Origin of the sequence: Exiguobacterium sp. 8H (assembly GCF_902506255.1) — a bacterium.
In the GTDB taxonomy this organism is placed as follows: Bacteria; Bacillota; Bacilli; order Exiguobacteriales; family Exiguobacteriaceae; genus Exiguobacterium; species Exiguobacterium profundum.
In genome coordinates, this window is record NZ_LR733429.1 from 2,501,730 (window position 1) to 2,521,957 (window position 20,228).

The 20,228-nt window shown below is 50.7% G+C and carries 25 protein-coding genes and 2 tRNA genes; 17 read left to right on the forward strand and 10 right to left on the reverse strand.

What is annotated here, in order from left to right; genetic code table 11:
- Positions 1-320 precede the first annotated feature (320 nt).
- Positions 321-1,103 carry a sporulation protein gene (locus GVY43_RS13020; protein WP_159563387.1) on the reverse strand — a complete coding sequence of 261 codons (783 nt, stop codon included), beginning with the start codon at positions 1,101-1,103 and terminating at the stop codon, positions 321-323.
- 139 nt (positions 1,104-1,242) lie between these two features.
- On the opposite strand from GVY43_RS13020, the gene GVY43_RS13025 reads away from it, so the two are divergent.
- From GVY43_RS13025 to GVY43_RS13055, 7 genes are all read left to right on the forward strand, one after another.
- A tRNA-Met gene (locus tag GVY43_RS13025) sits at positions 1,243-1,319 on the forward strand.
- A gap of 25 nt (positions 1,320-1,344) precedes the next feature.
- Positions 1,345-1,421 (forward strand) — tRNA-Met (locus GVY43_RS13030).
- Positions 1,422-1,523: 102 nt separating this feature from the next.
- Complete coding sequence (gene tsaE / locus GVY43_RS13035; RefSeq protein ID WP_015880566.1) at positions 1,524-1,973, forward strand: tRNA (adenosine(37)-N6)-threonylcarbamoyltransferase complex ATPase subunit type 1 TsaE; 450 nt, start codon at positions 1,524-1,526, stop codon at positions 1,971-1,973.
- Positions 1,970-2,626 (forward strand): tRNA (adenosine(37)-N6)-threonylcarbamoyltransferase complex dimerization subunit type 1 TsaB, encoded by a 657-nt coding sequence (gene tsaB / locus GVY43_RS13040; RefSeq protein ID WP_074034836.1) that lies wholly within the window; start codon positions 1,970-1,972, stop codon positions 2,624-2,626. The genes tsaE and tsaB overlap by 4 nt, the downstream gene beginning before the upstream one ends.
- Entirely contained in the window at positions 2,619-3,080 is a 462-nt protein-coding gene (gene rimI / locus GVY43_RS13045; protein WP_074034834.1) for a ribosomal protein S18-alanine N-acetyltransferase, read from the forward strand. Before tsaB ends, rimI begins: the two co-directional genes overlap by 8 nt.
- Positions 3,077-4,099: a tRNA (adenosine(37)-N6)-threonylcarbamoyltransferase complex transferase subunit TsaD gene (tsaD, locus tag GVY43_RS13050; RefSeq protein WP_074034832.1), complete on the forward strand. Its 1,023-nt coding sequence runs from the start codon at positions 3,077-3,079 to the stop codon at positions 4,097-4,099. Before rimI ends, tsaD begins: the two co-directional genes overlap by 4 nt.
- Before the next feature lie 14 nt (positions 4,100-4,113).
- On the forward strand, positions 4,114-4,680 hold the full coding sequence (locus tag GVY43_RS13055) for a hypothetical protein (RefSeq protein ID WP_074034830.1): 567 nt from the start codon (positions 4,114-4,116) through the stop codon (positions 4,678-4,680).
- Between the two features lie 9 nt (positions 4,681-4,689).
- On the opposite strand, the gene GVY43_RS13060 is transcribed toward GVY43_RS13055, so the two are convergent.
- The gene (locus tag GVY43_RS13060; protein WP_159563388.1) at positions 4,690-5,163 is read right to left on the reverse strand and encodes a flavodoxin; all 474 of its coding nucleotides are present in this window, start codon (positions 5,161-5,163) and stop codon (positions 4,690-4,692) included.
- Between the two features lie 73 nt (positions 5,164-5,236).
- Complete coding sequence (locus GVY43_RS13065) at positions 5,237-6,220, reverse strand: zinc-binding dehydrogenase (RefSeq protein WP_159563389.1); 984 nt, start codon at positions 6,218-6,220, stop codon at positions 5,237-5,239.
- A 113-nt stretch (positions 6,221-6,333) separates the two neighbouring features.
- Between GVY43_RS13065 and GVY43_RS13070 the strand changes: the two genes are divergently transcribed.
- Entirely contained in the window at positions 6,334-7,197 is an 864-nt protein-coding gene (locus GVY43_RS13070; RefSeq protein WP_015880573.1) for a LysR family transcriptional regulator, read from the forward strand.
- A 26-nt stretch (positions 7,198-7,223) separates the two neighbouring features.
- On the opposite strand, the gene GVY43_RS13075 is transcribed toward GVY43_RS13070, so the two are convergent.
- The 5 genes from GVY43_RS13075 to GVY43_RS13095 all read right to left on the reverse strand — a co-directional run bounded on the left by GVY43_RS13075 (position 7,224) and on the right by GVY43_RS13095 (position 11,895).
- Complete coding sequence (locus GVY43_RS13075) at positions 7,224-8,387, reverse strand: iron-containing alcohol dehydrogenase (RefSeq protein ID WP_159563390.1); 1,164 nt, start codon at positions 8,385-8,387, stop codon at positions 7,224-7,226.
- A gap of 3 nt (positions 8,388-8,390) precedes the next feature.
- Entirely contained in the window at positions 8,391-8,684 is a 294-nt protein-coding gene (locus GVY43_RS13080) for a putative quinol monooxygenase (RefSeq protein WP_159563391.1), read from the reverse strand.
- Between the two features lie 86 nt (positions 8,685-8,770).
- Complete coding sequence (locus GVY43_RS13085) at positions 8,771-9,433, reverse strand: type 1 glutamine amidotransferase domain-containing protein (protein ID WP_159563392.1); 663 nt, start codon at positions 9,431-9,433, stop codon at positions 8,771-8,773.
- A gap of 156 nt (positions 9,434-9,589) precedes the next feature.
- Positions 9,590-9,997, reverse strand: a complete 408-nt coding sequence (locus GVY43_RS13090) for a hypothetical protein (RefSeq protein WP_159563393.1) — start codon at positions 9,995-9,997, stop codon at positions 9,590-9,592.
- Positions 9,994-11,895 (reverse strand): ABC-F family ATP-binding cassette domain-containing protein, encoded by a 1,902-nt coding sequence (locus GVY43_RS13095; protein WP_159563394.1) that lies wholly within the window; start codon positions 11,893-11,895, stop codon positions 9,994-9,996. The genes GVY43_RS13090 and GVY43_RS13095 overlap by 4 nt, the downstream gene beginning before the upstream one ends.
- Before the next feature lie 150 nt (positions 11,896-12,045).
- On the opposite strand from GVY43_RS13095, the gene GVY43_RS13100 reads away from it, so the two are divergent.
- From GVY43_RS13100 to GVY43_RS13125, 6 genes are all read left to right on the forward strand, one after another.
- Complete coding sequence (locus GVY43_RS13100) at positions 12,046-12,702, forward strand: redox-sensing transcriptional repressor Rex (RefSeq protein ID WP_015880579.1); 657 nt, start codon at positions 12,046-12,048, stop codon at positions 12,700-12,702.
- Positions 12,702-12,920, forward strand: coding sequence for a twin-arginine translocase TatA/TatE family subunit (gene tatA, locus GVY43_RS13105; RefSeq protein WP_034770678.1), 219 nt, complete (start codon positions 12,702-12,704; stop codon positions 12,918-12,920). Before GVY43_RS13100 ends, tatA begins: the two co-directional genes overlap by 1 nt.
- 3 nt (positions 12,921-12,923) lie before the next feature.
- Complete coding sequence (tatC, locus tag GVY43_RS13110) at positions 12,924-13,712, forward strand: twin-arginine translocase subunit TatC (protein WP_031424497.1); 789 nt, start codon at positions 12,924-12,926, stop codon at positions 13,710-13,712.
- A 131-nt stretch (positions 13,713-13,843) separates the two neighbouring features.
- Positions 13,844-14,137: a hypothetical protein gene (locus GVY43_RS13115; protein WP_159563395.1), complete on the forward strand. Its 294-nt coding sequence runs from the start codon at positions 13,844-13,846 to the stop codon at positions 14,135-14,137.
- Positions 14,138-14,175: 38 nt separating this feature from the next.
- Positions 14,176-14,466 carry a hypothetical protein gene (locus tag GVY43_RS13120; protein ID WP_159563396.1) on the forward strand — a complete coding sequence of 97 codons (291 nt, stop codon included), beginning with the start codon at positions 14,176-14,178 and terminating at the stop codon, positions 14,464-14,466.
- 171 nt (positions 14,467-14,637) lie between these two features.
- Positions 14,638-15,984 carry an FAD-dependent oxidoreductase gene (locus tag GVY43_RS13125; protein WP_159563397.1) on the forward strand — a complete coding sequence of 449 codons (1,347 nt, stop codon included), beginning with the start codon at positions 14,638-14,640 and terminating at the stop codon, positions 15,982-15,984.
- A 35-nt stretch (positions 15,985-16,019) separates the two neighbouring features.
- Here the strand turns inward: GVY43_RS13125 and GVY43_RS13130 are convergent, their stop codons facing one another.
- Together GVY43_RS13130 and GVY43_RS13135 are read right to left on the reverse strand one after the other, a co-directional pair.
- On the reverse strand, positions 16,020-16,202 hold the full coding sequence (locus tag GVY43_RS13130; RefSeq protein WP_031424507.1) for a PspC domain-containing protein: 183 nt from the start codon (positions 16,200-16,202) through the stop codon (positions 16,020-16,022).
- An 84-nt stretch (positions 16,203-16,286) separates the two neighbouring features.
- Complete coding sequence (locus tag GVY43_RS13135) at positions 16,287-17,219, reverse strand: ABC transporter substrate-binding protein (protein ID WP_159563398.1); 933 nt, start codon at positions 17,217-17,219, stop codon at positions 16,287-16,289.
- Positions 17,220-17,340: 121 nt separating this feature from the next.
- Here GVY43_RS13135 and GVY43_RS13140 point away from each other — a divergent pair, with 121 nt between their 5' ends.
- From GVY43_RS13140 to GVY43_RS13150, 3 genes are read left to right on the forward strand one after another with little or no spacing between them, the layout of a single operon-like run.
- Positions 17,341-18,321, forward strand: coding sequence for an iron ABC transporter permease (locus GVY43_RS13140; RefSeq protein WP_159563399.1), 981 nt, complete (start codon positions 17,341-17,343; stop codon positions 18,319-18,321).
- Complete coding sequence (locus GVY43_RS13145; RefSeq protein WP_159563400.1) at positions 18,318-19,364, forward strand: iron ABC transporter permease; 1,047 nt, start codon at positions 18,318-18,320, stop codon at positions 19,362-19,364. Before GVY43_RS13140 ends, GVY43_RS13145 begins: the two co-directional genes overlap by 4 nt.
- Entirely contained in the window at positions 19,361-20,167 is an 807-nt protein-coding gene (locus GVY43_RS13150; protein ID WP_074034811.1) for an ABC transporter ATP-binding protein, read from the forward strand. Before GVY43_RS13145 ends, GVY43_RS13150 begins: the two co-directional genes overlap by 4 nt.
- Positions 20,168-20,228: the final 61 nt, after the last annotated feature.

The following is a 20,228-nucleotide window of genomic DNA, read 5'->3' on the forward strand; positions in this document are numbered from 1 at the left end:
AGAAGGGAGTACCTTACTTTGGAAAAACCGTTACTGTGGATTATAGCGGGTGTAACCCTCGTCTTTTTATTGATGGCTACTCAACTATTACTACCCGTTACCTTTCAAGAAATTTTTTCGATTTTACTAGTATCGATTGTTATAGGATCAATCATAGGTGTGATTGCTTCGATTTTGCATCACTATATTATGACTAGAAAAGAAAAAACTAGCTAAAAACATAGTAAAAAAGTCCGGAAAAGAGAATGGAAAAGAATCTTATTCGGAGCTTTTTGATCGATTAACGAATGCTACACATCATCTTAAAAAGTTATCACCGCTCACGAGGAGCGGTGACTGCGTAACGTATCTTGAATGCCGAGACCGAGCTGTTCCTGTTCGCGCTCGAGCTGCTCCCAGGTGAGGGAACGATGACGCAATTCGACGTCGGTCGCCATCGATTCGAGCGTTCGCTGGGTCTCGATGTTGTCGAGCCAGTAGTAGAGGTCGATCCCGTCTTCATGTAAGCGCCAAAACGATTTGACGACCTCGAACTCATCGGCCCATTCTCCGACCGGCTTGAATCCATACTTTTCAACGAATGGATACGGACGTTCTTCCCCGAGCGGGTCGATTACGTTTCGGACGAACATCGGCTCAAGTCCAGCGTGAGCGGTCGCATCGAGTAATCGTTTCAGTTCAGGCATCGGTTCGATTTCGATGTGTTCGATTACATCAAACCAAACTCGTTTGATGTCCTTGTCCCACAATGTAGCCTCTATACTATACGGGGCGCCGGCAGAAGAGGGTGCGTACATCGTCAACTCGAATGAAAACGGAACGTCCTCTTTCGCTCCAGGCTCTAATACAAGCGATAGTGGAATCGGGACTTCTTGAATATCAGCTTCTCGATTGAACTCGTTTCCTTCCATGGTGATGTCTTTGAACGTCGTCAAGAAGGTCAGGGTGAGTTCCTGTAATCGAACGACATTCGTTGTCGGGTTGGAGACGTGCAACGTACCCGTCACGGTCTGCTTCGGAATGAGTGCTGCCGGGTCAAACGTGATCTCGGCTTCGATCTCCGAAAAGAACCATTTCTTGAATCGATTTCCCCATTTGGACATGGCGGTCGCGCCCCTTTTCTCTGATAGTTTATGCTGTTATATCTGTTCCCGATTCCATTTTTGAAAAAACATTAAGAAAATGGTTGCTTTTTATAACTGTCTCGCTTATTATAGAGGATGTCGAAACAATTCAAACCATCGCGGGGTGGAGCAGTCTGGTAGCTCGTCGGGCTCATAACCCGAAGGTCGTCGGTTCAAATCCGGCCCCCGCAACCAATTTTTATTTAATTTCATATGTCGTCGCGGGGTGGAGCAGTCTGGTAGCTCGTCGGGCTCATAACCCGAAGGTCGTTGGTTCAAATCCAGCCCCCGCAACCAATTTTTAAATGAGATAGCGAAACGATAGCGTTTCGTGTTTTTTTTTGCTTAAAATGAAGTGTACAATGAGTACGTATGAGAAGTGAAAAAGGAGAACCATTCATGTATACATTGATTACGCATTCTGCGGCGGAGACGCAGGCGGTGGCAGAACGTTTGGCCACACTCGTCGAAGCAGGGACGGTCATCACGTTAAACGGTGACCTCGGTGCCGGCAAAACGACGTTCACACAAGGGTTCGCAAAAGGACTCGGTGTCACGCGGAACGTCAACAGTCCGACCTTCACCATTATGAAACAATATAAAGGGCGATTGCCGCTCTATCATATGGATGTCTATCGTCTCGAAGATACGGGGGATGACATCGGTCTTGAGGAATATATCAACGGTGATGGTGTCGCCATCGTCGAGTGGTCGAACTTGATCGAGTCCTCCCTCCCGGAAGAACGCTTGGCCATCACGATTGAACGGGTCGGCGACGAAGAACGTAAACTGACACTTGCTCCGACGGGTGAGCGTTACGTTCAAATCGCCAAGGAGGTGCTCGCATGAAGCAATTGATGATTGATACGGCGACGACACGTTTGTCAGTCGCGTTAAGTGAGGCTGGAGAGATTCAAGCCGAAGCGACGGTAATGGTCTCAAAAAACCATGCGGTCACACTCATGCCGATGATTGAACAGCTCATGGCAGCGGTCAAGTGGACACCGAACATGCTCGAACGCATCGTTGTCACGACAGGACCCGGGTCGTACACGGGAATTCGGATTGGAGTGACGACAGCGAAGACACTCGCCTATACGCTCAATCTTCCACTCATCGGTGTATCTGCCCTTCAGCTCATGGCAGCGGCCCCGAATACCGATTTGCCGGTCGTTTCATTGATTGACGCGCGCCGTGGCAACGCGTATATCGGATATTATCAACACAACAAAGCACTAACACATGATCAGCACGCCTCCGTCTCAGATTGGTTGCGACTGAATAGTCAAGGGCGCTTCCTTGTCGTCGGAGACGTGGAACCGTTCCGTGACGTGTTAAGTGAATATGACTATATCGAAGCACCGGCTGCCCATCGATATGGGCGTGCGAGTGATTTGGTCGTCTTCAGCGATGAGACGAGCGATGTTCACTCGTTTGAACCGGAGTATTTGCGACTCGCCGAGGCGGAAGCGAAATGGTTAGAGGGACAAAACAATGGCTGACGTGAAAATTCGTCGGATGACGTGGCTTGATGTCGAGGAAGTGACGAAAGTCGAAGAAGCGTCGTTCGCCATCCCGTGGACAAAAGAGGCGTTCATGAATGAGATGCTTCGAAATGAACAGGCCATTTACTTTGTCGCGGTCCATGACAAACGGGTCGTCGGGTTTGTCGGCGTTTGGACAATCGTCGATGAAGGACATATCACAAACATTGCCGTCTTACCTGAGTTTCGTGGACAGGGCATCGGCAATCAATTGTTAGCGGAACTTGTCGCGTTCGCCAAGTCAAAAGGACTCGTCGGATTGACGTTAGAAGTCCGCGTGTCGAACGTTGGCGCGCAAAAACTATATGAACAGTTCGGTTTTATGCAAGCCGGTCGGAGAAGACGCTACTATCAGGATAATAATGAAGACGCCTATATTTATTGGGCGAAGTTAGGAAGTGAGTCAGAATGAACACATCACTGATTCTTTCGATTGAGTCGAGCTGTGACGAGACGTCTGTTGCGCTCGTCAAAGACGGAAAGACGTTATTGTCGAACGTCGTCTCTTCTCAAATCGAGAGTCATAAACGATTTGGTGGCGTCGTCCCTGAAGTGGCGTCTCGTCATCATGTGGAGCGCATCACGTACGTGATTGACGACGCATTGAGTGAGGCCGGCGTGACGATGGAAGACGTCGATGCGGTCGCGGTCACACAAGGACCGGGTCTTGTCGGTGCCCTTCTCGTCGGAATCAGTGCGGCCAAGGCGTTGGCATTCGCCCATCAAAAACCGCTCATCGGTGTCCACCATATCGCCGGACACATTTACGCGAACGAACTCGTCGAAGAGATGCAGTTTCCGCTCGTCTGTCTCGTCGTTTCAGGGGGACATACAGAACTCGTCTATATGCCAGAACACGGTGTCTTCGAAGTCATCGGAGAGACACGTGACGACGCGGCAGGTGAGGCATACGATAAGGTCGCGCGCACACTCAGTCTCCCATATCCGGGAGGTCCTGCGATTGACCGCCTGGCAGCGGTCGGGGAAGACACGTACAACTTCCCACGCGTTCGTCTCGAACCGGGTAGCTTTGATTTCAGTTTCAGTGGTTTGAAGTCATCGGTCATCAACGCCGTACACAATGCGGAACAACGGGGAGAGACGGTCATCCCTGAAAACTTGGCGGCGAGCTTCCAGGCGAGTGTAGTCGAAGTGCTCGTCGAGAAAGCGATTCGTGCCGTGAAGGAAAAAGGGGCGAAGCAATTGCTTGTCGCGGGTGGTGTCGCGGCGAACCGTGGCCTCCGCACAGCGCTTCAAGAAGCTGCTACAGCTGAAGGAATTCAACTCGTCATTCCACCGCTTGACCTCTGTGGGGACAATGCGGGCATGATCGGGGTGGCGGCACATCACGCGTATGTGCGCGGTAAGCGCGATACACTAGCGATGAACGCGGTTCCTGGGTTATCCTTAGAAGAGAGCATGACAGTCTAGGGGGAAATAGAGACATGACGAAACGCATCATCATCGGAGGGCTCATCGTACTACTCGTCGTTGCGACGTTCTTACAAGTACGTGAGATCATCCGCGCTTACAATATCGCCTATCAAGAGGAGATTGTTCCAGAAGAGACACGAGTGAAGTCACTCACTGGAGAAGAGGCATTAGAAGGTATCGGTCGCGTGACCGGAGAGAATACGCTCATCAAGTCACTATATGGCTACACAAGTGTCGTCGATCAAGAGCCGGAGCGTGTGATCGTCGTCGATCGCAATCTCGGGGTACAACCAAAAGCGAGCGATGCTTATTATGAAATCGAGCGGGGTCGCGAGGCAACAGAAGAAGAAGCGGCGAAGTTTGATGATTTGATCGAGGAGCTCGACGAACAGCAACTGTTCGCGCAAGTCATCTCGACGCATGAGGCACGTTATGTGACGAATGGCGAAAAACCGATGACGTTCTATAAAGTGTTCACACGTGACGTCGACACGAACGAGGCTGTCTTCTTTATCGCTGAAGACGGGACGAAGCTCGACTTCCATACAATCGGATTCCAACCACTGCGTTACTTCTAACAAAAAGGTTCAGCCACGAGGCTGAACCTTTTTGAGTGCTTCAAGTTGTTGAAGGAATGTATGGGCGAACGCGAGACATGCTTCCTTTTTTTCATCCGTATCCGGGTCGAATTCAATCTTGAGCGCAGGAACAAGAATGTTCGCACCGGCAGTTTGAAAGGCTTGCTCGACGGTATCGACGGCTGCACAATATTTGGGATAATCCGTGTCCCCTGAACCGAAGGCGGCACACGGCAAACCGTTTAGCGACGATTCTTCCAAATCATATACGAAATCCTCGGCCTCATACGGAACATCTCCGTCTCCCCACGTATACGTACCGAGTATGACTGCATCATATTCGGCGAATTGCTCGATACGTAAGGATTCCAAATCGTCAGATATCGATACATCGTGTCCTGCGTCCTGCCATGTATGTCGAATCAGATTCGCGATGTCTTCCGTATTGCCAGACATGCTCACGTACCCAATCAATAGTTTCATTGTCATCACCTCAACAACAGACTAATTGAAAATGATTATCAATGTCAATCTATAATTAGCATGACTTTTGTGATTATGCTTTTAGGTTGGCAACAATCTTCCCGACGACGTGTCGGTCTGAGAGTTCGACCAACTTCTTCGGGATGTCCGCGAACGGAATCGTCTCTTGAATCATCGGTTGAATCTCGCCCGCTGCAAGCAGTTCGAGCATGTGCGTGCCGATGCGGACGATGTTCGCCTCGCTCACGCGGTCCTGTTGATGATGAATCGCATTGAGGGCGACTTCATGGTAGGAGATGACACGTGTGAACGGTTTGATGACACTCATGTCAGGGGCTCCGGCGATATGGGCGATATGTCCGTTATAGGCGATGACTTCGAGGGAAGCGGTCGCCGTCTCACGATCGACGGGATCGATGACGGCATTGACACCGTGACCACTCGTCAGTTCCATCACTCGTTGTTGCCAGTCTTCCGTATTGTAATCGATGGCCTCGTCAGCTCCGAGCTGTTTGACCCAATCATGGTTGCGCGCTGAAGCGGTCGTGATGACACGTTTTCCGAGATACTTCGCCAGCTGAATGGCAAAGCCACCGACACCACCGGCACCCGCGTGAATGAGGATCGTGTCGATCGCATTCATCGGAAGTTTTTCAAAAATGGCTTGGTACGCTGTGAATCCAGCTGTCGGTAAAGCGACCGCATCAGCGAACGAGATGGATGATGGAATCGGGACGACCATGTGCGCTTTGGCACGTGTGAACTCGGCGAAGCCACCCCATTCATTCCAATTGCTGTGGTAGAGGACGCGGTCACCGACTTGTACATTCGTCACGTCATCCGCGACAGCGGCAATTGTACCCGCGACGTCGAGACCGAGGACGTGAGGATATGACCATTCGGGTTTGCCGTTGGTCGCCGTTTTATAGTCGACGGGGTTGAGCCCTGCATATTCTCCTTCAATCAATACCTCACCGGAACGAAGCGTCGGTGTATCGACCTCCTCGATTCGCATCGTCTGCCATGTGTTCGGTTCGTGTAGTAATAAAGCTTTCATCAACTATCCACTCCTTATAAATTTATTTATCGATGTATCCTTTAAACGTTATTTGTCTTATGATTTACTGCCTTTTATACTGAAGATAACGAATACAAAAGGAGTTTACAAAGATGATTGATTTTGAATGGTATCGCAGTTTTATCCACGTGTACCAACAACGTTCAGTGTCGGCAGCGGCGCGTGTCCGCTTTTTGACCCAACCGGCTGTCAGCCAGCATATCGCCGCACTCGAAGCGGAACTCGAGACGTCCCTTTTCACTAGGGCGCCACGTCAGATGATTCCGACGGATGCGGGGAAGGAACTATACACGCAAGTGGTCGGCTTGATCGACCGTCTCGAGGAATTATCGCTTGAGATGAAATACGTCTCAGGGGAGCAACCGCGTCCTGTCCTCAAGTTCGGTGGACCGACCGAGTTCGTCACACATGAGATTATACCCGCTTTGCCGCTTGATGCTGCACAGTACATCGCAGATTTCGGGATGACAGCAGATTTGATCAAACGCTTGGCGGACGGGGAGCTCGACTTTGTCATTGCGACGAAGCGGATGGAGGAGCCGGGGATTCAATATGTCCCGATTGCCGACGAATCGTTTTTGTTAGTGGCACCGAACGATTGGGAAGTCCCGACCGACGAGTTAAAAGACTGGATGGACCGTCAGCCGTGGATCAGTTATGGATTGGAGCTTCCCATCATCCGTCGTTACTACCAGACGCAGTTCGGGGAACGCCCAGACATCCGTCCAGAGATGATCCTACCGAACGTCGACGCCATCCTTGCGGCAATCGAATCGAAGTGTGGCATTAGCATCTTACCGAACTATTTGATTCGGCATGCACTCGAGCGAGGAACGGTTCAAGTCGTGGCGCCGGAGCGTTTTGCGACGAATGTCATTTATCTCGCGCATCGGACTGAGTCAAAGCATGACCCCGTCATCAATCAAGTCATCCAAGCGCTGCAGGATGCAAAATGAAGTAGGACCCACGTGGGCCCTACTTTTTATAATGCGTTTTTTAAGATTGTTGCTACGTCTTGTTGACGGAGTGGGACGTACTGGCCGATCTGTTCAGCGACCATCGCCCGTTCTGCCATCAATTCGAGGTGTGTGGCGTCAATCTCATAATCGCTTAGACGTGACGGTGCGCCGATCGATGTCCAGAAGTCTTGTAACGCCTGAACGGTCTCCTCGACGAGCACGTCATCCGATTTGTCGTTCACGTCAATGCCAAAGACGCGTTCACCGAGTTGAATGATGCGCTCGGGACGTGTCTTCCCGACATAGCGAAGCCATTCCGGGAAGAGAATCGCAAGTCCGCCACCGTGGGGGATATCGTAGACGGCAGAGACCGCATGTTCGATCATATGAGTCGCCCAGTCCGTCTTCACGCCCATCGATAATGTCCCGTTCAAGGCAAACGTTCCGTTCAAGAGCATCGTTTCCCGTGCGTCAAAATCATTCAGGTTTTGAACGAGACGTGGTGCCGTCTCCATCATGGTGCGTAAAATCGATTCCCCGAACCGCTCTTGGAGCAGGGCGTTCTCTGAAGCGTGGAAGTATTGTTCGAAGACGTGCGACATGATATCGACGATTCCGTAGACGGTCTGGTTCGCCGGTACACTCAACGTATACGTCGGGTCGAGTACGCTGAATTTCGGGTAAGTGAGGGGCGAGCCGAACGAGCGCTTATCTTGCGCCTCCCAGTTCGTGATGACGGCCCCACCGTTCATTTCCGATCCCGTTGCCGCCAATGTCAAAACGGTCCCAATCGGTAACGCATCTGTGACGGGGACTTGTCGCGTCACGATGTCCCATGGATTCCCGTCATATTTGGCACCGGCTGCGATTCCTTTCGCACAGTCGATGACGCTCCCTCCTCCGACAGCTAGGATGAAATCGATTTGGTGTTCATGCACTAAATCGATTCCTGTTTGAACTGTCGTCAGACGCGGGTTAGGTTCGACGCCAGAAAGTTCGACGACGGTTACTTGCATATCGGCTAACAGAGCGATTACTTCTTCATAAAGACCGTTCGCTTTGATGCTCCCTCCACCGTATAAGAGAAGGACGCGGTCCCCGTATTGTGGAATTTCGGTACGGAGTGATTCTAGTTGTCCTTTTCCGAATAAGAGTTTGGTCGGGTTATGATATTGAAAACGTTCCATAGGTTAGTCAACCTCCTTGATTTCTTCTAAAAATTGAACGTCGCGACTAGCGAGAAGCGGCTCTGCTTCTTGGCGATACGTTTGATAGTGGGGTGAGGCGATATGCGTATCGAGTGCCGCCTTGTCGGCCCACTGTTCATAAAAGACGAACGCGTCCGGGTTGCCTTCAACACGATGTAACGTATAGAAGACGCAACCTGACTCGGCGCGTGATGGGGTGACGACTTGACGTAAATGTGTCTCAAGCGCGGACCCGAGACCGGGCTTCGCTTGAATCTGAGCTAAGATGGTAATCATCTTCATTCCTCCTCATCTATAAAACCCGCCTGTTCGAGAACAGGCGGGTCGCTCTCTTTCATCGATTGGCAACGAGAAAGAATCGATTAGTTTAATGTGTTGATGACGGCTTTTGCGACAGCAACGGTCGATTGTGGATTTTGGCCTGTTACCAAGTTTCCATCGACTTGAACGTTTTCTGTGAAGTTGTCTGCGAGCACGATGTTCGCACCGAGTTCACGAAGACGCGTTTCAAGCATGAACGGCATGTAGATATCAAGACCAGTCGCACGTTCTTCTTCGTCCGTGAACGTCGCGATCGTTTTACCGTTCACGAGTGGTGTACCGTCAGACAATGTCGCGCCGACTAGACCAGCTGGACCGTGGCAGACAGCAGCAACCGTTTTACCTGCTTCAAATAGTGAACGGATCGCAACATTTAACGCTTCGCTTTGTGGAAGGTCGAACATCGTTCCGTGACCACCTGGCATGAAGATGGCATCAAACTGATCGAAGTTTGTGATCGTCTTCAAATCGATTGTGTCTTCAAGAAGGGGAGCCGTCGCTTGAATGTCAGCCGGTACTTCTCCTTCTAAACTGCGTGCGTCGATTGGAGATTGACCACCGTTCGGGCTAGCGACCGTGATGTCATATCCTTGTTGTTTGAACTCGACGTATGCCTCACCGAACTCGGACAACCATAGTCCAGTCGTGTGACCGTCCTTCATTTCTTTTGCGTTCGTCACGACCATTAATACATGTTTACGCATCTGTCATTCCTCCTAAGAAATCATCCGTTGTTTCGGTACGTGACTAGAATAACGCGCACTTTAACGAAAAACAAATTAAGAAAAAACACCTTATCTATAAATAAATTTATACATAAATGAAAAAGCCGTCCCCTTCAAAAAAAGAGGACGGACTGTTCACGCTTTTGGTTGTCGATAATTCTCCCGATGCCACGTATTGACGCGGCTCACGATGAACACGAGAAGGGCGAGGATCCACATGAAGAGCGTCTCTTCATAGAAGTGGGCCCACACCGATCCAGGCGCATAGAACGTGTGAACGGTCACATCGACTGGCCAGACGACGAACCGGATGAAGAGCGTGCTCATGAGCAGGCCACTGAAGAGACTGAGTAGTATTCCTGGCCACGTCTGAATGATGAAGCCGATGACGACCGGCAGGAAGAAAAAGAGAATAGACGGGACGATGGTCGGCTCCCCGCGGATGAGTTCAGACACGAACTCGGTCCCGGTCGGCACGATGTAGGCGAGTCCCGTGAGGAACGCTTGAATGAACTCGATTCGCATGGCACGGGTACGCATCATGTATGGAGTTCCTCCCATTCCGCATAAAGTGCGGTAATCGATTCTTTCGCTGCGTCCGATTCGGTCGATAACTCCTGGGCACGGGCGAAGTCGTTGAAGACGTCCGGCTCACAAAGCAACTGTTCGATCTCATCAAGACGATTCTCATGTTGCTCAATCGCTTGCTCAATCTCTTCGATGCGCTGGTTGATGCGGCGCTCTTCTCGCTGTTGTTCCTTATCGGCGCGTTGTTTTTTCACGACGACCTGCTTCGTCTCTTCACGGGCGAGTCGCGCCAGTTCCTCGAGTTCTTCTTTCTTCTCGACGTAGTACGAATAGTCTCCGAGATACTCGTCGATGCCGTTCGGTGTGATCTCTAGAACACGCGTCGCGAGTCGATCGATGAAGTAGCGGTCATGCGAGACGAAGAGAATCGTGCCCGGATAGTCGAGGAGGGCATTCTCCAAAATCATCTTCGAGTCGAGGTCCAAGTGGTTCGTCGGCTCGTCCAGGATGAGGAGGTTCGGTTGCTCGAGCTTCAGCTTGGCCAACGTGAGTCGTGCCCGTTCGCCACCGGATAGTTCATGAACACGCTTCATGACGTCATCGCCACTGAAGAGGAACTGTCCGAGCAGACTCCGCACTTCTTGCTCGCGCATGAGCGGCCAGTCGTTCCAAATCTCATCGATGACACGGTTCGCGTCAGACAAGTTTTGTTGCTCCTGGTCGTAGTAGCCGATTTCGACCCCCGTCCCGTAACGGATGTCACCGGTGAGGGCGGTTTGTTGTTTCGTCAACACTTTGAGAAGTGTCGACTTCCCGACCCCGTTCGGACCGACGAGCGCGACGGATTCCCCGCGCTGTAGCTGGAAACGGAGATTTTGAGCGATTGCTTCCTCGTATCCGATGGCGAGGTCACTTGCGCTCAATACATCGTTCCCGCTCTGGCGTTTGATAGAGAACGAGAGGACGGCACTGCGTTCGTCACCATCCGGAGCATCGAGTCGGTCGACTTTCTCGAGACGTTTCCGCACGCTTTGTGCACGTTTCGTCGTCGTCGCCCGGGCGATGTTTCGTTGGATGAAGTCCTGCATCTTGGCAATCTCTTCTTGCTGCGACTCGAACTGCTTCTTCTCTTGTTCGTAGAGGGCCGCCTTCTGCTCGAGATACTTCGTATAGTTCCCGACGAAGCGGCGGCTCCGATGACGTGACAACTCATAGACGACCGAAACGACGCGGTCGAGGAAGTAGCGGTCGTGGGAGACGATGAGGACGGCACCTTTATAGCCGCTCAAGTACTTCTCTAGCCAGGCGAGCGTCTCGATGTCCAAATGGTTCGTCGGCTCGTCCAAGATGAGCAGGTCGGGACTTTGAAGGAGCATCTTCGCCAAGGCGAGACGTGTCCGTTGTCCCCCGGAGAGTGTGTCGATTCGACGCTCGAAGTCGTCCGGATAGAAGCGCATCCCGTGAAGGACTGAGCGGATCGTCGCTTCATATTGGTAACCGCCACGCTCTTTGAACGTATGTTGCTCTTCATCATAAGAGGAGAGGAGGCGTTCGTATGCAGCGGCGTCGTTTAGGATTCGTTCGGAGCCCATGTCAGCCTCCATGCGACGGAGCGTCTTCTCTTGCTCGATCAAGTCCGTGAAGACGGTGAGCATCTCATTCCAGATCGTCTCGTCGGATTCTAACCCTGAGTCTTGGGCGAGATAGCCGATCGTGACGTCTTTTGGCTTCATGATGTCCCCGGAGTCATAGTTGTATTCACCAGCGATGACTTTCAAAAGCGTCGACTTCCCGGCCCCGTTACGACCGACAAGGGCGACGCGTTCGCCTTCCTGGATTTCGAGTTTTACGTTTTCTAAAATCGGCTCGACGCCGAAGGATTTGGATAAGTTGTTGACTTGCAGTAGGATCAAGTGAAAAAACCCCTTTCTCTCTATTTAGTATACTGTATTTTTCAGCGATTTTAGGTATATTCGTTGAGTGGTCATGTGAATTCGTTTACAATCAAGGTGTATGAAATTCAGATTCGTTTGTAACGTGTCGTAAAAAGGAGGCTCTTTCCGTTGAGTCAAAACGAACCAAAGATTCCACAAGCGACAGCCAAACGGTTGCCACTATACTATCGATTTATTCAAAGCCTGCATGCTTCAGGGAAACAACGTGTCTCTTCAGCAGAACTGAGTGAGGCGGTCAAGGTCGATTCGGCTACGATTCGCCGTGATTTCTCGTACTTCGGTGCGCTCGGTAAAAAGGGATATGGCTATAACGTGCAGTATCTGTTAGACTTTTTCCGAAAGACACTGAATCAAGACGAGATTACGAATGTCGCCTTGGTCGGAGTCGGTCACCTTGGGACGGCATTCGTCAACTATAACTTCCTTAAAAACAATAACACACATATCGTCGTCGGGTTCGACGCAGACGAGACAAAAGTCGGCACGACGATGTCAGGCGTCCCAATTCATCACGTCGATGAGATGGAACAAATCATGAAGCAAAACAAGATCGACGTCGCCATTTTGACGGTACCTTCTGCTTATGCGCAGTCCGTCGCAGACGACTTGGTGCGTTTCGGCATCAAGGGCATCTTGAACTTCACACCGGCACGACTCACTGTACCGGATACGGTTCGCGTCCATCATATCGATTTGTCGATTGAGCTGCAGTCACTCATTTACTTTATGCAACACTATCCAACCGCTGAGGGGGTCCATCAATAATGGAATTACTAGCATCATCACTCGTCGTCGGGATTCCGGGTGGGGCGAGTCTATTCATCATCGCCATCATCGCGCTCATCATCTTCGGACCGAAGAAATTGCCGGAGTTTGGTCGCGCGGCCGGACAAACGCTTCGTGAGTTCAAAAATGCAACGAACGGCATGATGAACGAGCATGACGAGAACGACAAGAAAGCTATCGAAAAGAAAGAGCAGTAAGCCATGAATCATCAACCTGATCAAGAGCGGGAACTCACCGATCACTTGACAGAGCTGCGGAGACGACTGATGCTATCTGCATTTGTCGTCTTTGCCTTCTTTTTGATGGCTTTGCCGAGTGTCAAATATGTACTCGCGTATTTGCAAAAAGACCTCGTCGAACGCGGGCTCGAACTGAACGCCTTTGGGGTCGCGGACCCGCTCATGATTTACTTGAACTTGGCGCTCATCATCGGCCTTATCGCGGCGAGCCCATTCCTACTGTATCAAGTGTGGGCGTTTGTCGCACCCGGTCTGCATCCGAATGAGCGGAAAGGCACGCTTGCCTATATCCCGATCATCTTCGGACTGTTCTTGATCGGCCTTGCGTTCGCCTACTACTGGTTGTTCCCGCTCGTCCTCGACATCTCGACGGACCTCGGGCAAGACCTCGGACTCGAACAAATCATCGGGGCCAACAATTACTTCACGTTCTTGTTGCAGCTGACAATTCCGTTCGGTCTATTGTTCCAACTACCGGTCGTCATGATGTTCTTGACCCGAATCGGTGTCGTGACCCCGTACTTCTTATCAAAGATTCGAAAGTACGCATACTTCGCCCTATTCGTGATCGCGGCATTCATCACACCGCCGGATTTGACGTCGCACCTCATGGTGTCGTTACCACTCTTCTTCCTATATGAAATCAGTTTATCGATTTCACGTATCACCTACAAAGGGGTGCTGCGCCGGGAAAAAGAGGCGATGGTGCAAGAACAGATGGATTTAATGAAACAGATGAATGAAAAATGAGCATCGTTCCGTAAGTGGGATGATGCTTTTTTGTTGTGACATACTGTTATGATAGGAAACGAGTGATTGAGAAAATTTTCCATTTTATATGCTATAATAAAAAGAGGCACAGATGTAAGGGAGGATGCACGATGATTCGGGAGTACAACGGAGAGGACTTTATATTGCTAGGCACGATGACAACCATCTTACTGTTTTTCTTATTTTTCTCTATACAATCTCGATCGCGACGTCAATTCATCGTTTCGTCGTTCCTACTCGTGACTGGCTATATCTTCTTTCTTGTCGGAATGACAATCGTACGTGGTTGGGACGCGATTGGCTGGCTTGCACTAGGGCTGATCCTGTACGTGCTTGGTATGATTCTTCACGTTGGCATTGTCATTTATCAGAAAGTGAAAAGTAGACGTGAAGGACAGTCTTGAAAGAGTTGTTCCAATCAAGTTATGAGGAGGTAAAAAGGATGAATGACATTATCATTTTGCTCGTATTGCTGTTTGGACTGACACTGGGAGTCATCATTTCAACGTATCAAATGATTCGAACGAAGAAACAAAGGCCTTTTCCATTCATCTTGAATACAGTATTAGTCGTAAGTGGCTATACGCTATTGGTTGGCAGTTTAATGCTTGGATACGGATGGGGAGCATTGTGGTGGGCGGTCGTTGGGCTCGCTATGAACGTCTTCGGTTTGATCGTGCATCTATTTGTAATAAGCTATCATCTATTGAAAAAGCGGCGAGTCCGGTCATGAGAATGAGCGGATTTTTTCTGTTCAAACTTTAGACACTTTTAAGTGAAATAGTGAGCAAAGTCATTGAATCTTATATTGTGAAATAGTACACTAAGGTCAAGAAGTAAATGTGATATTTATCACAATATAAAATGAAACGTATTGTTTAACATAAAAGGAGAGACGACTCATATGAAAATCGCAGTCATCGGATGTACACACGCAGGAACAGCAGCAGTCAAAGGATTACTCGCCAAGCACGACAATCTCGATATCACCGTTTACGAGCGGAACGATAACGTCAGCTTCCTCTCGTGTGGGATTGCGCTCCACGTCGGTGGTGTCGTCCAACGTGCGGAGGAGTTATTCTACTCGTCTCCACGTGAACTTGAAGAACTCGGTGCGACGATGCGCATGAAACATGACGTCTTGTCGATCGACTCCGAAGCGAAGACGGTCCACGCTAAAAATCTTGAGACCGGTGAAGACGTGCATGACACGTATGATCGCTTGATCGTCACGACGGGTTCATGGCCGATTGTCCCGACGCTCCCAGGAATCGAAATGAATGGAATCGAGCTCTGTAAAAACTACGCGCACGCCCAACGCATCATCGAGCGGGCGACAGACGCGACGAAGATTGCCGTCATCGGGGCTGGCTATATCGGGGTCGAGCTCGTCGAAGCGTTCGAAGCATACGGAAAACACGTCACATTCATCGATAGTGCCGACCGCATCTTGAACAAGTATCTCGACAAGTCGTTCACGGATCAATTGGAAGCGGATATGACAAGTCGCGGAATCGACCTCGAACTCGGTCAGACGGTCGAGGCATTCCGTGGAACGAGCGGAAATGTCACACATGTCGTGACGGACAAAGGTGAATTCGAAGCGGATCTCGTCATTCTCTGTGTCGGATTCCGTCCGAACACGGGACTCTTAGAAGGACAGGTCGATATGCTCGGGAATGGTGCCATCATCGTCGATGAATATATGCGTACGAGCAACCCGGATATCTTTGCGGCAGGGGACAGCTGTGCCGTCTACTACAACCCGGCGCGTACACACGCCTATATCCCACTTGCGACGAACGCTGTTCGCATGGGGACGCTCGTCGCGGAGAACATGATGCAACCACGCGTCCGTTACCAAGGGACACAAGGAACGTCAGGACTTCGACTCTATGACTGGAATATCGCGTCGTCTGGTTTGACGGAAGAAGCGGCAGCACTCTTCGGACTCGAAGTGGAGAGTGTCGTCATTGAAGACGCCTATCGTCCGGAGTTCATGCCGACCGCAGAGAAAGTCGAATTCAAACTCGTCTATGAAAAAGAGACGCATCGCATTGTCGGTGGACAAGTGTTATCGAAAGCAGATTTGACGCAAGCGGTCAACACGCTCTCGCTAGCCATCCAAAACGAGATGACGATCGAAGAGCTCGCCTATGTCGACTTCTTCTTCCAACCACACTACAACAAGCCATGGCACTTCCTGAACAGCGGAGCGCTTGAAGCGATGAAAGACAAAGTGAATGCCTAACCAAAAAACGCGGAAGCTCATGGCTTCTGCGTTTTTTATAGATAGCGTGGTTCATCTTTCATCAAATTGGCAAGAAGGATGTAGATGAGAAAGTTAGCCGGCAAAAAGACGAATAGTAGCCGAATACCGAGTGATGAGATATTCACGTATTCAGCGATCCCGCCGCATACTCCGGCAATAGAGCGGTCCGTCGCCGACTTTCGAAGTGTACGTTGCATAGCAAAGCTCCTTATGAGTTGATATGTAAATTTTACCATATGAGTGTATGGAAAAGCGCATCAATTCAATTGATGCGCTACTGTTTATTTCAAGATGTCGACGAGTTCATCGAGCACTTGGTTGGCAGACAAGACGCCACCAGACGTGTTCCAAATATCATCACTGACTTCTGTCACTTCCCCTGCTTTGACAGCATCGAGGTCTTTCCACAACTGATTCGATTGCCATTCTTCGGCTGTCTTCGACCCGTCTGCTCCACCATATGTGAAGTAGACGATGTGGTCGCCTGCCATCTCCGGGATCCGTTCCATCGCGACTGGCTCAGCGAATTCCGCTTTATCTTGTGACGCTGGACGTTTGATGCCGACATCGTTAAGAATGACGCCGGAGAAGCTGTCATTGAAGTAGATGCGTGACTCGCCAGGAAGGAAGCGGACGACCGAGAGTTCTTTATTCACGGCGTCTCCGAGTTCTGCTTTCGTATCTTCGACGTGCTGTTCGTAGTCGGCCAACCCTTGATTGCCTTCCTCTTCTAGGTTGAGTGCGTTCGCATAAAGGGTGAAGTTCTCTTGCCAATCACCTTTGAGCGTCTCTGACATGACCGTCGGTGCGATGGCGTTTAACTTGTCATAGATGTTCTCTTGACGAAGTTTCGTTCCGATGATGAGATCGGGTTCCAATTTTGCGATGGCCTCTAGATTGACTTCGCTTTCTGTCCCGACTTCCGTGACGTCTGTCATCTCGGACTCAATGTGCGGGTACCACGGGTCGCCGTTCCATGATTTGACGGCTCCGACTGGTTTGACGCCGAGGGCGAGAAGGGCTTCTGTCCCTTCGTTCGTCAAGACGACGACGCGTTCCGGGTTTTCAGGTACGTCCGCCGTTCCCATCGCGTGCTCAATCGAGCGAGTCGCAGTTTCTGAACTTGTATCGTTCTCTGTATCGTCAGACCCGCCGCAAGCAGCGAGGACGACGGTTAAGCAAAGCGTAAGTAACGCGAGCATCCATTTTTTCATTACAATTCTCCTCTATGTAGGTGATTTTCCTTCCTGACTATAAGTGATAATGATTCTCACTGTCAACCCCTTTTTCTGGAACGCAATATTTGCTATGGTAGGAAAGGAAAGAAGTGAGGACATGAAAAAACCTTGGATCAAATTACTTTTCTTGATCATCTGTTTACCTATCTTAAGTTATATCTCCTTGCGCGTCGGTGTGATTGCGGTCAGCCATCAAGATGTGATGACGTTCCAAGCGAACGGGTCATCTCAAGCGATGATTGCGTTAGCCGACAATCGCATCCCACGGACGGTCGTCGCGCTACTCGTCGGTAGTGTCCTAGGTCTCGCCGGGCTCATTTTTCAACTCGTGACCCGTAACCCGCTCGCATCTCCTGATATTTTGGCGGTGAATGCCGGAGCGAGTCTGGCCATCGTGCTCGTAACGCTTTTTGGGTTCAGTAGTATCGCCTCGTTCACGACAGCCTCGCTCATCGGAGCATTTGTTGCCGGCGTGATTGTCTATCTACTGAGTGCGAACGGAGGGAACGTCATGTATATGACGCTTGCCGGGGCGTCGCTTGCCGCTCTATTCAGCTCATTTACCCAGTCAATCATCGCGTATGAGGAAGGCGCGCTTGATGAGGTACTGTTCTGGTTGACCGGGTCGGTCGCGGGACGATCGCTCACGCTCGTCGAGACGTTGTTGCCATGGATGGCGGCGGCGGTCATTCTCGTTCTCTTGCTCAGTAAAGAGTTAGAGACATTATCGCTCGGAGACCAGGTCGCCCGTTCACTTGGACAAAATGTCGGCATCATCAAGTTCATCGCGGTGACGCTCGCCGTCGTGCTCTCCGCATTCGGAGTGGCGCTTGCAGGACCAATCGCATTTGTCGGTCTGCTCGCTCCGCATTTGGCGAAATATCTGTTCGGGACGGCATTTTTCGCTCGTCTCGCCGGAAGTGCTCTCATCGGTAGCGTCCTATTGCTTGCGGCGGATATTCTGGGACGCGTCATCCTGTTCCCACGCGAAGTGACCGTTGGGGTCGTACTCGCCGTCATCGGTGGGGCATTCTTCATCTATCTCGTCAGTGTCAGACAAGGAGTCTTTAAATCATGAAAACATTTCGCTTTCGAAAAGGTCCTGTCTCGTTCACGCTCCGGAAGCGTGAAATCGAGTTGGCGCTTCTACTTGTCGTCGGATTGCTCGTGTCGATTTATTTCGGGCTCGCCATCGGTGACACATTCCTTAGTCCCGCCTCACTCGCTGCCCTGTTCATCGGGGCAGGGGATGCATTCGAGCAGCTCGTCGTCTTCGAGTTTCGGATGCCACGTGTGTTGATGGCAATCACTGCCGGCGCAAGTCTCGCCGTCAGCGGTCACTTGTTACAACTGACAATCAAAAACGAACTGGCATCCCCGGAGATTTTCGGGATTGTCGGAGGTGCAGGGGTTGCGACGGCTACGTTCTTCACCGTTTTCTCGGATGAGCGAACGAATCAGCTGTCAGTGCCGCTCGCCTATATCCCAATCGCTTCGTTCCTTGGGGCGATTGTTGTCGGGATGTTCCTCTTCTATTTGTTGAAACGTGGAGTCCCACCTGTCCGGCTAGCACTTGTTGGGATTGGAATCAGCATCTTCTCGCAAGGGATCGTTCAGTTCATGATGCTCGCCTCGAACGTTTACCGAAAGAACGATATCCAACAATGGCTCACCGGTACAGTCTACGCCGCGACGTGGAATCAATTGAAGATTATGGTGCCGTTCGTCCTTCTCTTTTTGCTGGCAGCCTTCTTGATTGAACGTCATGTTCGTCCGCTTCATATCAGTGAAGCGACAGCGACGAGCATCGGCGTACCGGTACGAGGGATTCAGCGTGGGACGTTGTTGCTTTCCTGTTTACTCGCCGGTATTGGTGTCGCCTTTGTCGGTGCAATCGGTTTTGTTGGGTTGATGGCACCTCATATCGCCCGACAAGGGTTGAAGCTCCCTTACATTTGGGCGACGCTGCTTGTAGGGGCGACGATTGTCGTGTTGGCGGACGTACTCGCTCGGACGATTTTTTATCCGTATGAACTACGGACCGGCGTGATGACAGCCGTCATTGGAGCACCGTATTTCTTCTACTTACTTCGACGGATGATGAAAGGAAGCATGAGATGAACACATTTGATTTGAACCACGTAACCATCGGATATGAACAGAAGACGGTGCTCGATCAATTATCATTCTCCATCCCACATGGGAAAATCACCGTCCTTCTCGGCGCGAACGGCTGCGGGAAGTCGACGCTCCTCTCGACGCTTGCGAGACAGCGAGATGCACTTGGCGGGGAGATCGCATTTCGAAACAAACCGCTCGATTCGTATCGAGCGAAAGAGGCGGCTCGACTCATGGCCTTCATGCCACAAGTGAACGTGGCACCGGATGGATTGACCGTCGAACAGCTCGTCCGATTCGGGCGTTATCCGTACCAGACGTTCTTCAAACGATATTCGGAAGACGATGAACGGGCCGTCGAACGGGCACTCGCCTTCACCGATACGGTATCGCTCCGTGACACGCTCGTCAGCAACCTTTCCGGGGGACAAAAGCAACGGGTATGGATCGCATTGGCACTCGCTCAAGAATCGGAGACGATTTTGCTCGATGAACCGACGACATACTTGGACATGTCGCACCAAATCGAGATTTTAGATTTGATGTATCGGTTGAATCGATTGGAAGGAAAGACGATCATCATGGTACTTCACGATCTTCACTTGGCCTGTCGCTATGCTGATCATGTCATCGCATTAGCTGGCGGTAATGTGTATCGCGAAGGAAGTCCGAACGATGTCGTCGATGAGACGTTCATGAAAGACGTATTCGGTCTCAAAGTCGTGGTGACCGAGGATCCGCTATACGGGACACCGCTCTGTGTACCGTATTCACACTATGAGTTGAATGAAAAACGACCGACCTGAACCTAGTCTGCGGACTAGGTTTTTTTACGGAAAAGCAGGGAAAAAGAGTAAGGTAAGTGCG

Bases quoted from the DNA above. Each gene is read 5' to 3' on its own strand.
- GVY43_RS13020 (WP_159563387.1), bottom strand. From the start codon at position 1,103: ATGTCCAAATGGGGAAATCGATTCAAGAAATGGTTCTTTTCGGAGATC.
- tsaE (WP_015880566.1), top strand. From the start codon at position 1,524: ATGTATACATTGATTACGCATTCTGCGGCGGAGACGCAGGCGGTGGCA.
- tsaB (WP_074034836.1), top strand. From the start codon at position 1,970: ATGAAGCAATTGATGATTGATACGGCGACGACACGTTTGTCAGTCGCG.
- rimI (WP_074034834.1), top strand. From the start codon at position 2,619: ATGGCTGACGTGAAAATTCGTCGGATGACGTGGCTTGATGTCGAGGAA.
- tsaD (WP_074034832.1), top strand. From the start codon at position 3,077: ATGAACACATCACTGATTCTTTCGATTGAGTCGAGCTGTGACGAGACG.
- GVY43_RS13055 (WP_074034830.1), top strand. From the start codon at position 4,114: ATGACGAAACGCATCATCATCGGAGGGCTCATCGTACTACTCGTCGTT.
- GVY43_RS13060 (WP_159563388.1), bottom strand. From the start codon at position 5,163: ATGAAACTATTGATTGGGTACGTGAGCATGTCTGGCAATACGGAAGAC.
- GVY43_RS13065 (WP_159563389.1), bottom strand. From the start codon at position 6,220: ATGAAAGCTTTATTACTACACGAACCGAACACATGGCAGACGATGCGA.
- GVY43_RS13070 (WP_015880573.1), top strand. From the start codon at position 6,334: ATGATTGATTTTGAATGGTATCGCAGTTTTATCCACGTGTACCAACAA.
- GVY43_RS13075 (WP_159563390.1), bottom strand. From the start codon at position 8,387: ATGGAACGTTTTCAATATCATAACCCGACCAAACTCTTATTCGGAAAA.
- GVY43_RS13080 (WP_159563391.1), bottom strand. From the start codon at position 8,684: ATGATTACCATCTTAGCTCAGATTCAAGCGAAGCCCGGTCTCGGGTCC.
- GVY43_RS13085 (WP_159563392.1), bottom strand. From the start codon at position 9,433: ATGCGTAAACATGTATTAATGGTCGTGACGAACGCAAAAGAAATGAAG.
- GVY43_RS13090 (WP_159563393.1), bottom strand. From the start codon at position 9,997: ATGATGCGTACCCGTGCCATGCGAATCGAGTTCATTCAAGCGTTCCTC.
- tatA (WP_034770678.1), top strand. From the start codon at position 12,702: ATGGAATTACTAGCATCATCACTCGTCGTCGGGATTCCGGGTGGGGCG.
- tatC (WP_031424497.1), top strand. From the start codon at position 12,924: ATGAATCATCAACCTGATCAAGAGCGGGAACTCACCGATCACTTGACA.
- GVY43_RS13115 (WP_159563395.1), top strand. From the start codon at position 13,844: ATGATTCGGGAGTACAACGGAGAGGACTTTATATTGCTAGGCACGATG.
- GVY43_RS13120 (WP_159563396.1), top strand. From the start codon at position 14,176: ATGAATGACATTATCATTTTGCTCGTATTGCTGTTTGGACTGACACTG.
- GVY43_RS13125 (WP_159563397.1), top strand. From the start codon at position 14,638: ATGAAAATCGCAGTCATCGGATGTACACACGCAGGAACAGCAGCAGTC.
- GVY43_RS13130 (WP_031424507.1), bottom strand. From the start codon at position 16,202: ATGCAACGTACACTTCGAAAGTCGGCGACGGACCGCTCTATTGCCGGA.
- GVY43_RS13135 (WP_159563398.1), bottom strand. From the start codon at position 17,219: ATGAAAAAATGGATGCTCGCGTTACTTACGCTTTGCTTAACCGTCGTC.
- GVY43_RS13140 (WP_159563399.1), top strand. From the start codon at position 17,341: ATGAAAAAACCTTGGATCAAATTACTTTTCTTGATCATCTGTTTACCT.
- GVY43_RS13145 (WP_159563400.1), top strand. From the start codon at position 18,318: ATGAAAACATTTCGCTTTCGAAAAGGTCCTGTCTCGTTCACGCTCCGG.
- GVY43_RS13150 (WP_074034811.1), top strand. From the start codon at position 19,361: ATGAACACATTTGATTTGAACCACGTAACCATCGGATATGAACAGAAG.